This is a genomic window from Leisingera sp. ABD4_442, from assembly GCF_056160905.1.
In genome coordinates, this window is the sequence record NZ_JBSWYB010000001.1 from 372,296 (window position 1) to 381,094 (window position 8,799).

An 8,799-nucleotide genomic window follows, 5' to 3' on the forward strand; every position below is an offset into this window, starting at 1 on the left:
GGCAATGGCTGCAGAATGCCCGCCCCGCCTGCCGGTGCCTCCTGTGGTATTGCGCCGGCCCGTCAGGGCCGCCGCAGGTATGTTCACAATCCAGCCGCTTGCGTCCCGCCGCTGCCGCTGAGGCCGCGCCGGGACATGCGGATCACTGGAACTCTGCAACCGCCTCCGGCTCGGGCCGGGCCACGTCCAGCACTTCTTCGACCGAAACGGATTTGCGGAACAGCGCACGGCCCACCATGGCCCCGGAGATGTTGTAGATATACTTGAGCCGGGACACGTCGTCGGCGGTCCGCACAACACCATTGGCGATCACTGGCGTGCGGGCTTTTTCCGCCAGGCCGGAAATCAGGCCCAGCTGCGCCTCAAGGTCCGACATGTCGCTGTCGATATCCGTGACAATGATCCCGGCCAATGGCGCGGACTGGAAGGCGGCAATGAAATCCTCGGGCGCAATGGCGCCGGACTGGCGCCAGCCGTCTGTCATCACCTGGCCCTGGTAGACATCCACAGACAGCACGATCTGGTCCGGGTGGTGCTTGGCAAGCTCCTGCACCAGATGCGGATCACGTGCGGCCAGAGTGCCGATCACGATGCGCCCGGCGCCCTTGTCGATCCAATGCTCCACATGTTCCCGCGAGCGCATGCCGCCGCCCAGCTGCACCGGAATGCCGGCGCCGCGGATGATTTCGGTGATCAGCTCTTCGTTGCTGTAGTCGCCTTCAATGGCGTTGAAATCGGTGACATGCATCCACTCCGCGCCGGCAGCGGCAAATCCCTTGGCCGTTTCCACCGGATCCACATGCCAGATCATCGGCTCGTCCAGGCGGCCTTTCTCGAGGGTCACGCAGCGGCCGTTCTGAATTTCCATCGTGGGGTAAATCATCATAGTGCCTATCTCCTCTCTGTTGCCTCTTGGGGTCACAGTAGCACGGATTTTTCCCGGCTGAACGGCGTATCATGACGATTTATGGAACAATTGCGGCGCGGAAATGCGCACCGCATGATAGCGCAAACAAACAAGGCGGCGGATCGCCGCAGCGCCAGATTCGCACCGCCCCGCCGGACAAAAGAAAACGGCGCCCTCCGCTGGGGAGAGCGCCGCTCAATCCGGTCTTCCGGAAGCGTGGCTTAGGACGCTTCGGAGATGAATTTGACCGCGTCGCCGAAGGTCTGGATGGTTTCGGCTGCGTCGTCCGGGATCTCGATGCCGAACTCTTCTTCAAACGCCATCACCAGTTCCACGGTGTCCAGGCTGTCTGCGCCCAGATCGTCGATGAAGGAGGCGTTTTCGGTGACTTTGTCTTCTTCAACACCCAGGTGCTCAACAACGATCTTCTTAACGCGATCTGCGACGTCGCTCATGTCTCTTCCTCGTCTTTCAGGGCACTCTGCCCGGTTCTGCCCTTGCCCGTTCGGGCGGCGTGGTTATTGCCCGGTGCGGGCGGTGTGGTCCCCGCCGGGCGGGGCTGTGCGGCGTTTCCGTTAGGAAATGCCGGCGGATACGGGCCGCCTATAGCATAGACCGCGGCCAAGGCAAACGGTTTCGCTTGGTCACAGCGGCCGGGGCCGGGCGGCCTGTGGGCGCTATGAAGCGTGCAGATGGCGCTCTGATCAAGAGCTTGCAAGGCCCGAGCGGAATTTTTTTCGCATTTCCGCCGCATTTCAACGGCTTGACGGCGCGAAACAGCCGGGAGGCTGTGCTGTCCAGGCGGGTGCCGGGAAAAAGAAAGCCCCGCAGCAGGCTGCGGGGCTGACAGAGCGCTGCGGCCCAGGGCGGCTCAGATCATCGCCATGCCGCCGTTCACATGCAGGGTGGTGCCGGTGACATAGCCTGCCTCCTGGCTGGCCAGGTACAGCACGGCAGAGGCGATTTCCTTTGATTCCCCCATGCGCCCGGCCGGGATCTGGGTCAGGATCGCGTCTTTCTGGGTGTCGTTCAGCTTGTCGGTCATGGCGGTGGCGATGAAGCCAGGTGCCACCGCGTTCACGGTGATGCCGCGGTTGGCGACCTCATAGGCCAGCGATTTGGACATGCCGACCATGCCGGCCTTCGACGCTGCATAGTTGCCCTGGCCCGGGTTGCCGGTGGCGCCCACAACCGAGGAGATGTTGATGATGCGGCCCCAGCGCGCCTTCATCATGCCGCGCAGCACGCCGCGGCACAGGCGCATGGTGGAGGTGAGGTTCACGTCCAGGACGCTCTGCCAATCCTCGTCCTTCATACGCATGAACAGGTTGTCGCGGGTGATGCCCGCGTTGTTGACCAGGATATCGACAGAGCCCATTGCCTCAGCCGCCTGTTTCGGCAGCGCCTCAACCGCCTCGGCATCAGACAGGTTGCAGGGCAGCACATGGGCGCGTTCACCCAGTTCGGCGGCCAGCGCCTGCAGCGGCTCTTCGCGGGTGCCGGACAGCGCCACGGTGGCGCCGGCAGCGTGCAAGGCGCGGGCGATGTCGCCGCCGATGCCGCCAGAGGCGCCGGTGATGAGGGCGGTCTTGCCAGTCAGATCAAACATATCATTTCCTTTGTGAACGCTCCGGCCCGCCAGGGGCGCCGTTTTCCGGCGCGGAAAACGGGCCGGAATTTTTGCAAAATTCCGGTTAGCCTGCGGCGGCGGCCTGGGCCTCTTCCGGAGTGCCGGCCTGGCGGCAGGCCAGGTTGCGGTCGATCTTGCGGATCATGCCCGACAGCGCCTTGCCTGCACCGATTTCCCAGAATTCGGTGACGCCCTTAGCGGCCATCGCCTGCACGCTTTCGCGCCAGCGCACGGAGCCGGTGACCTGCTCGACCAGAAGCTGGCGGATTTCATCGGGGCTGGTGACGGCATCGGCGCGCACATTGGCAATCAGCGGCACTGCGGGGGATTTGATATCAACGCCTGCCAGAGCTTCGGCCATCGCGTCCGCCGCGGGCTGCATCAGGGCGCAGTGGAAGGGGGCGGACACCGGCAGCATCACCGCGCGCTTGGCGCCTTTTTCCTTGGCGATCACGGCCGCGCGTTCGACCGCGGCCTTGGCGCCGGAGACCACAACCTGGGTGGGATCGTTGTCGTTGGCTGCCTGGCAGACCTCGCCTTGCGCGGCTTCTTCAGCTACCGCACGCACGTCGTCGAGACCGAGGCCGAGGATCGCAGCCATGGCGCCCTCGCCCACCGGCACCGCGCTTTGCATCGCGAGGCCGCGGGTGCGCAGCAGGCGCGCGGTGTCAGCGACCGAAATGGCGCCGGCCGCGGCCAGTGCGGAATATTCGCCCAAGGAGTGGCCGGCCACAAAGGCTGCCTTGCCGATGGTGACGCCTTCGGCCTCCAGCGCGCGCATCGCGGCCATGGAGGTGGCCATCAGCGCAGGCTGGGCGTTCTGGGTCAGGGTCAGGGTTTCGATGTCGCCCTCCCAGATCAGCTGGCTCAGGCTTTCGCCCAGGGCCTCGTCCACCTCGTCAAAGATGGCCTTGGCGGCCGGATAGGCCTCGGCCAGCGCCTTGCCCATGCCGATGGTCTGGGCGCCCTGCCCTGGGAACACAAATGCGATCGTCATTGATGACCTCGTCTGTTTTAGCGTTTTGCCTGATGTACCCGCCCTTTCCCTAACGTACAAGCAAAGGTGCATCTTGCGCACGCAAGCTGTGCATGGGCGGACAGCCCCATGCGTTGCATCCCGGGTGCGCGCAGTTAGGTTAAGGTCAACCCGACCCTGACCAGGAAATGCGCTTTATGTCACGCTCCAACACGTTTTCGTCTTATGGCTCTGTTGCCAAAGGCTTTCACTGGCTGACCGCCCTGCTGATCTTCTCGGCCTTTCCGCTGGGCTATTTTGCCAATGAGCTGGCGCATGAGATCCAGAGCCCCGGATTTGACGGCAGCCAGGCGGTGATTGAGCGGGCGACGCTGCTGTTTTCGCTGCACAAGACCATCGGCGTCGCGGTGTTCTTTACCGCGCTGCTGCGGATCCTGTGGGCGCTGAGCCAGCCGAAACCCGGCCTGCTGCACCCGGACCGCAAGGCAGAGGCGCTGGCGGCGGAGATGGTGCATTGGCTGCTTTATGGCTCGCTGGTGGCGGTGCCGCTTACGGGGTGGATCCACCATGCGGCAACCACAGGCTTTGCGCCGATCTGGTGGCCGTTCGGGCAGAGCCTGCCGTTTGTGGCGAAGTCGGAAGCGGTGGCTGGTTTCTTTGGCAGCCTGCACTGGCTGCTGGTCTGGACGCTGGCGGCGGCGCTGGGGCTGCATATTGCCGGCGCGCTGAAGCACCATGTGATCGACCGCGACGCCACCCTGCGGCGGATGCTGCCGGGCAGCGGCACCCTGCCCAAGCCGCCTGCGCAGGCGCACAGCGTCCTGCCCTTGCTGGCGGCGCTGGCAGTCTGGGGCAGCGTGCTGGGCGGCGGTGCAGCGCTGGGCCTTCTGGGCGGCCATGATCATGGCACAGAAGGCACAGCGGCCCCGGTTGTGGCCGCGGCACCTGAGGCTGCGGGCAGCTGGGCGGTGCAATCCGGCAGGCTGGGGATTTCCGTCACCCAGATGGGCAGCGTCATCAATGGCAGCTTTGGCGAATGGTCGGCGATGATCAACTTCGAAGAACCTGCCGCCCCCGGCCCTGCGGGCGACGTGGAGGTGACCATCGTGATCCCCTCGCTGGAGCTGGGCTCCGTCGCGGGCCAGGCGATGGGTGCGGATTATTTCGACAGCGCCAATTTCCCCACCGCACTGTTCAAGGCTGAGATCGAGAAACTGGAAGATGGCTATCAGGCCGTGGGCACGCTGACCATCAAAGGGGAAACCGTGCCGGCCACCCTGCCCTTTGATCTGGAGCTGACCGGCGACAGCGCCAAGATGCGCGGCGGGCTGACGCTGAACCGGCTGGATTTCGGGGTCGGCAAGAACCTGCCGGACGAAAGCTCGCTGGCCTTTGCCGTGGATGTCGCGGTGGAGCTGGAGGCGAAACGGGCCGAATAGCCAGGGCCAGCGGAGGCTTCCGGCTGCGCCGGCGCCTCCTTTCAGCCTTGGGGCAGTCTTTGCCCTGGCGCCGCGCTGACGCGCGGCGCTGTTGCTTTTGGCGGGCCGCTTCTGCCTGGCGCGGCCCGCGCTCCTGCTGCTCAACAGGTGCCCGGCAGGTCTGGCAGGTCAGTGGCTGTGACGGTAGTAGCCGCCGTGACGGGTGCGGTGCCGGTGGATACCGTGGTAACGGTGCCGGTGCTGCCTGACATGCCGGCGCCCGCCGTGGGGCCGGTAATAGGTGCGCGGCTGATAAGAATGCGTGTAGCCGTAGTGCCGGTCCTTACGGTCATCCAGGCTTTTGGCGATGAGGCCCAGGGCGATCAGCCCGGCAATGGCACGGGCGGCGTCGCGGCTGGAATCATGGGCGGCGGCTGGCGCTGTGAAGGCCAGATTGGCAGCGAGGGCCAATGCCGCGCTGGCTGAAGTCAATAAGCCGAAGCGGAACATGGTGCCTCCTTTCCGAGGTGGCCGGAGGGGCCATCCTCAGCCTGCCGCAGCGGGCGGGGAAAGGCCAATGAACTCCTGTCACGCTTTGGGGAGGCAGATGGCGGCAGGCCGCAAAAAACCGCCAGCCCCATGAGGCGCTGGCGGCAGCGTTTTCAGACTGTGCAGGCTGGCTTAGCTGTCGGCCTTCATTGCCTCGATCGAGATCTTGATGTTGACCTCGTCGCTGACGAAGGGCGCGAACTGGCCCAGGTTGAAGTCGGAGCGCACCACGGTGGCTGTTGCGTCAAAACCCGCCCAGGGCTTTTTCGCCATCGGGTGGTCGCCTGTCTGGTTCAGCTTGGCGTCCAGCACCACCGGCTTGGTCACGCCGTTGAGGGTCAGGTCGCCGGTGATCTTGGCGGTGCTGTCGCCGGTCACTTCGATGCCGGTGGAGGTGAAGCTGATGGTCTCATCCTCGGTTGCGTCAAAGAAATCTTTGGTCATGAAGTGGTCGAACCGGGCCTGCCAGCCGGTGAACATCATGCTGAGCGGCATCGAGACGGAGACGGAGGAATTCGCCGGGTTTTCCTGGTCGAACATGATCTCGCCTTCAAAGCCGGAGAACAGGCCGTAGGTGGTCGAATAGCCCAAGTGGTTGTAATCGAACAGGATCTGGCTATGGCTGGAATCCAGCACGTATTTCTCAGGTGTTGCGGCGGCACCGGTTGCAGCAGCGGCAGCAAGGGCGGCGGCAAGCAGGGTCTTTTTCATGGGAAAGCTCCGTCTGAATAAATCTTGTGGCAAAAGATGCGGCATTAGGCCTGCAAAAGGAAAGCCCGCAAATTCCAACACTATCTGTGAGCGGGCGAACACAAAACCCGGCGGGGGCACCGCCGGGAAATCCTCGCGCAGACGTGATGGCGGTTCAGGTCAGGATCCGAACCGCGCCGCTGAGCTGGTCGCGCAGCTCGCTGCGCATGGCGGCAGAGCCGATGGGCAGCTCGATCAGCAGGCTGCCGTCTGTTTCGAACATCTGCACGGTGGAGGCCGTCAGCCGTGCACCGCCGAGCGTGTCGTAGCTGCGGCGCAGCACGGTGCGCGGACGGCCGCGGCTGTCGCGCTGCAGCACCCGAAGCTCGCGGCGGACCGGGTCGAAACAGGCCTCAGGCCTGTTGCCCGGCTCATGGGTGGTCATCAGCACCAGGCCGGTCAGCAGGAAGGCCACCGAGATGCCGAAGCGGATCAGGTTCATGTCCGGGTCGGCACCCGCGCCAGGCACCAGCCACAGGCCGGTCGAACTGAGGATCATGGCGGCGCCCAGCAGCCGCAGCACGGCAACCCGAAGCTTCCAGTTGGCCTCCAGCCGCAGGCTGAGCGGCACCACACCGGCCACCACGCCAAAGGCGGCAGCGCCCGGGGTTCTTGTTGCCTGCGGCGGGGTTTGATCTGTCACTGCCATCTGTCTGCCCTTTCTCAAGCTGCCCATGCCGGGTTTCCGGCCCTGCGGTCTTCTGTCCGCGTTAAGGCTTCGTTAAGGAGTGAAGACCCGCATTGGGGCATGAATGGGGCGGGCTTGCGGTTTTGCCGCGGCGGGCGGCCGCAGCATAGGCAATATGCCCTTTGGCCTTGCTCTTTTGGCCGCAGCCTGTATAGGAGGCCCTGCTTCCGCGACATCTTCGATCCGCGCAGCCTCTCGTGACCGGGCAGCGGAAGTGCGACATGCCCTGTCTATGAAATGCGCCTAGACACAAACAGGAGTTCGCATGCCACTCTATGAGCATGTCATGATTGCGCGTCAGGACCTGTCCAACTCGCAAGCTGAAGGCCTCATCGAACATTTCGGTGCTGTTCTGTCCGACAACGGCGGCAAGCTGGTCGACAATGAGTACTGGGGCGTCAAGACGATGGCCTACAAGATCAACAAGAACCGCAAGGGCCACTATGCCTTCCTGCGCACCGACGCCCCTGCGTCTGCCGTGCAGGAAATGGAGCGCCTGATGCGTCTGCATGATGACGTGATGCGCGTCCTGACCATCAAGGTCGACGAGCACGCCGAGGGCCCTTCGGTCCAGATGCAGAAGCGCGACGAACGCGACGGCCGTCGCGAGCGCCGCTGATCAACGCTTGAGAAAAGGACGCTAAATCATGGCAGCCAAACCGTTTTTCCGCCGCCGCAAGGTTTGCCCGTTCTCGGGTGAAAATGCGCCGAAGATCGACTACAAAGACACCCGTCTGCTGCAGCGCTACATCTCTGAGCGCGGCAAGATCGTGCCTTCGCGCATCACTGCCGTTTCGGCCAAGAAGCAGCGTGAGCTGGCCCGTGCTATCAAGCGCGCCCGCTTCCTCGCCCTGCTGCCCTACGCCGTGAAGTAAGGAGAAAAGCAGATGCAAGTTATCCTTCTTGAGCGCGTTGCAAAGCTGGGCCAGATGGGCGACGTCGTCGACGTGAAGCCCGGTTACGCCCGCAACTTCCTGCTGCCGCAGGGCAAGGCAAAAACCGCTTCTGAGGCCAACATCGCCTCTTTCGAGGCCCAGAAAGCGCAGCTGGAAGCGCGCAACCTGGAGACCAAGAAAGAAGCCGAGGCCCTGGCAGAGAAGCTGGACGGCCAGCAGTTCATCGTGATTCGCTCCGCTTCGGACGCGGGCGCGCTGTACGGCTCCGTCACCCCGCGCGACGCGGCAGATGCTGCAACCGCGGACGGCTTCTCGGTCGACAAGAAACAGGTCGCCCTGATCGCACCGATCAAGGAACTGGGCCTGCATTCCGTCGCCGTGAAACTGCACCCGGAAGTGGAAGTCGAAATCAAGCTGAACGTGGCCCGCTCCCAAGAGGAAGCCGAGCTGCAGGCAACGGGCAAATCGATCCAGGAGCTGGCCGCCGAAGAGGAAGCCGCTGCTGAGTTCGAAATCTCCGAGCTGTTCGACGACATCGGCTCCGCGGCGTCTGACGACGACGACGCACCGGCCGAAGCCGCTGGCGAAGAAACCAACTGATCCTTATTGGGACAGTGAGACATGGGAAAGGCCGCCTGTCCGGGCGGCCTTTTCTGTTTTTGCAGAGTGCTTTGATAAAGCGCCTCAAACTGCCGGCAGAATGCCCCTGCCCGTAAACCTTGCCTTTGCCCTGCCGCGCCAGACTGGCGGCGGGAGAAACGGAAAGGGATGAGGATGCAAACTGCATTGGACCGTGAAGAGCTGGCGTTGCGGCGTCGGCTGCTGTTCCGCCTGTTGCGGGGCCACAAGTTCGACCGGCCGGCCTTTAAGACAGAGGCGGTCTCGGACCTGGTGCCGCAGGGGCTGATCGTGCCGGGGCGGGAGCTGTTCCGCCAGCCCAGCGTGCCCCGGCGGACGGTCTGAGCGCCGCCGCCTGCCCCGGTTC

The 8,799-nt window shown here is 64.1% G+C and carries 12 protein-coding genes; 5 read left to right on the forward strand and 7 right to left on the reverse strand.

The genetic code is table 11. The features are described 5' to 3' along the window. Positions 1 to 142: 142 nt before the first annotated feature. The 4 genes from ACXAHG_RS01750 to fabD all read right to left on the reverse strand — a co-directional run bounded on the left by ACXAHG_RS01750 (position 143) and on the right by fabD (position 3,534). Complete coding sequence (locus ACXAHG_RS01750; protein WP_475042996.1) at positions 143 to 886, reverse strand: 1-(5-phosphoribosyl)-5-[(5-phosphoribosylamino)methylideneamino]imidazole-4-carboxamide isomerase; 744 nt, start codon at positions 884 to 886, stop codon at positions 143 to 145. Between the two features lie 242 nt (positions 887 to 1,128). Continuing rightward, entirely contained in the window at positions 1,129 to 1,362 is a 234-nt protein-coding gene (locus tag ACXAHG_RS01755; RefSeq protein ID WP_005982462.1) for an acyl carrier protein, read from the reverse strand. Positions 1,363 to 1,778: 416 nt separating this feature from the next. Continuing rightward, a complete protein-coding gene (fabG, locus tag ACXAHG_RS01760; RefSeq protein ID WP_475055593.1) occupies positions 1,779 to 2,516 on the reverse strand; it encodes a 3-oxoacyl-ACP reductase FabG in 738 nt (245 codons plus the stop codon). Between the two features lie 85 nt (positions 2,517 to 2,601). Continuing rightward, positions 2,602 to 3,534, reverse strand: a complete 933-nt coding sequence (gene fabD, locus ACXAHG_RS01765; RefSeq protein ID WP_475055595.1) for an ACP S-malonyltransferase — start codon at positions 3,532 to 3,534, stop codon at positions 2,602 to 2,604. A gap of 176 nt (positions 3,535 to 3,710) precedes the next feature. Between fabD and ACXAHG_RS01770 the strand changes: the two genes are divergently transcribed. Further along, positions 3,711 to 4,952: a cytochrome b/b6 domain-containing protein gene (locus ACXAHG_RS01770; RefSeq protein ID WP_475055596.1), complete on the forward strand. Its 1,242-nt coding sequence runs from the start codon at positions 3,711 to 3,713 to the stop codon at positions 4,950 to 4,952. 168 nt (positions 4,953 to 5,120) lie between these two features. Here ACXAHG_RS01770 and ACXAHG_RS01775 read toward each other — a convergent pair whose 3' ends face one another. The 3 genes from ACXAHG_RS01775 to ACXAHG_RS01785 all read right to left on the reverse strand — a co-directional run bounded on the left by ACXAHG_RS01775 (position 5,121) and on the right by ACXAHG_RS01785 (position 6,879). Next, positions 5,121 to 5,441, reverse strand: a complete 321-nt coding sequence (locus tag ACXAHG_RS01775; RefSeq protein ID WP_475055598.1) for a hypothetical protein — start codon at positions 5,439 to 5,441, stop codon at positions 5,121 to 5,123. 171 nt (positions 5,442 to 5,612) lie between these two features. After that, positions 5,613 to 6,191, reverse strand: coding sequence for a YceI family protein (locus tag ACXAHG_RS01780; RefSeq protein WP_475055599.1), 579 nt, complete (start codon positions 6,189 to 6,191; stop codon positions 5,613 to 5,615). 154 nt (positions 6,192 to 6,345) lie between these two features. After that, entirely contained in the window at positions 6,346 to 6,879 is a 534-nt protein-coding gene (locus ACXAHG_RS01785) for a hypothetical protein (protein WP_475042986.1), read from the reverse strand. A gap of 304 nt (positions 6,880 to 7,183) precedes the next feature. On the opposite strand from ACXAHG_RS01785, the gene rpsF reads away from it, so the two are divergent. From rpsF to ACXAHG_RS01805, 4 genes are all read left to right on the forward strand, one after another. Then, positions 7,184 to 7,537, forward strand: a complete 354-nt coding sequence (gene rpsF / locus ACXAHG_RS01790; protein ID WP_475031250.1) for a 30S ribosomal protein S6 — start codon at positions 7,184 to 7,186, stop codon at positions 7,535 to 7,537. A 28-nt stretch (positions 7,538 to 7,565) separates the two neighbouring features. Beyond that, positions 7,566 to 7,793 carry a 30S ribosomal protein S18 gene (gene rpsR, locus ACXAHG_RS01795; RefSeq protein ID WP_005608650.1) on the forward strand — a complete coding sequence of 76 codons (228 nt, stop codon included), beginning with the start codon at positions 7,566 to 7,568 and terminating at the stop codon, positions 7,791 to 7,793. A gap of 12 nt (positions 7,794 to 7,805) precedes the next feature. Beyond that, complete coding sequence (rplI, locus tag ACXAHG_RS01800) at positions 7,806 to 8,414, forward strand: 50S ribosomal protein L9 (RefSeq protein WP_475042984.1); 609 nt, start codon at positions 7,806 to 7,808, stop codon at positions 8,412 to 8,414. A 168-nt stretch (positions 8,415 to 8,582) separates the two neighbouring features. Then, on the forward strand, positions 8,583 to 8,777 hold the full coding sequence (locus tag ACXAHG_RS01805) for a hypothetical protein (RefSeq protein ID WP_475055600.1): 195 nt from the start codon (positions 8,583 to 8,585) through the stop codon (positions 8,775 to 8,777). Positions 8,778 to 8,799: the final 22 nt, after the last annotated feature.